Origin of the sequence: Streptomyces sp. CBMA123 (assembly GCF_014596465.1) — a bacterium.
Lineage (GTDB): Bacteria > Actinomycetota > Actinomycetes > Streptomycetales > Streptomycetaceae > Kitasatospora.
In genome coordinates this window covers 1-801 of record NZ_MECK01000530.1, presented here as the reverse complement: position 1 = coordinate 801, position 801 = coordinate 1, and the positions used below count along the sequence as shown (strand labels likewise).

The following is an 801-nucleotide window of genomic DNA, read 5'->3' as shown; positions in this document are numbered from 1 at the left end:
CCGCAACCCGATTCATTCCCAGGAGTCTTCGTGACCTTCCCCGCAACCGCCGTCCGTACCGGCCTGGCGGCCGCCCGCGCCACCGGCCTCAACAAGGTCTACGGGGAGGGGGAAACCCGGGTCGTCGCCCTGGACAACGTCAGTGTCACCTTCCCCCAGGGCGAGTTCACCGCCATCATGGGCCCCTCCGGCTCCGGCAAGTCCACCCTCATGCACTGCATGGCCGGCCTCGACACCGTCTCCTCCGGCTCCACCACCATCGGCGACACCGAACTCGTCGGCCTCAAGGACAAGCAGCTCACCCAGCTGCGCCGCGACCACATCGGCTTCATCTTCCAGGCCTTCAACCTCCTCCCCACCCTCACCGCCCTGGAGAACATCACCCTCCCGATGGACATCGCCGGCCGCAAGGCCGACCAGGCCTGGCTCGACCGCGTCGTCGACACCGTCGGCCTCTCCGACCGCCTCACCCACCGCCCCTCCCAGCTCTCCGGCGGCCAGCAGCAGCGCGTCGCCTGCGCCCGCGCCCTCGCCGGAAAGCCCGACATCATCTTCGCCGACGAACCCACCGGCAACCTCGACTCCCGCTCCGGCGCCGAGATCCTCTCCTTCCTGCGCAACTCCGTGCGCGAACTCGGCCAGACCGTCGTCATGGTCACCCACGACCCCGTCGCCGCCTCCTACGCCGACCGCGTCGTCTTCCTCGCCGACGGCCGCATCGTCGACGAACTCCACCACCCCACCGCCGACACCGTCCTGGACCGCATGCGCCGCTTCGAGGCCAAGGGCCGCACCAGCTGA

1 protein-coding gene is annotated in these 801 nt (G+C 69.8%); it reads left to right on the top strand.

Annotation, left to right across the window (positions count from 1 at the left end; all coding sequences use genetic code 11):
- Nucleotides 1-30: 30 nt before the first annotated feature.
- Complete coding sequence (locus BG452_RS35920) at nucleotides 31-801, top strand: ABC transporter ATP-binding protein (RefSeq protein WP_188308529.1); 771 nt, start codon at nucleotides 31-33, stop codon at nucleotides 799-801.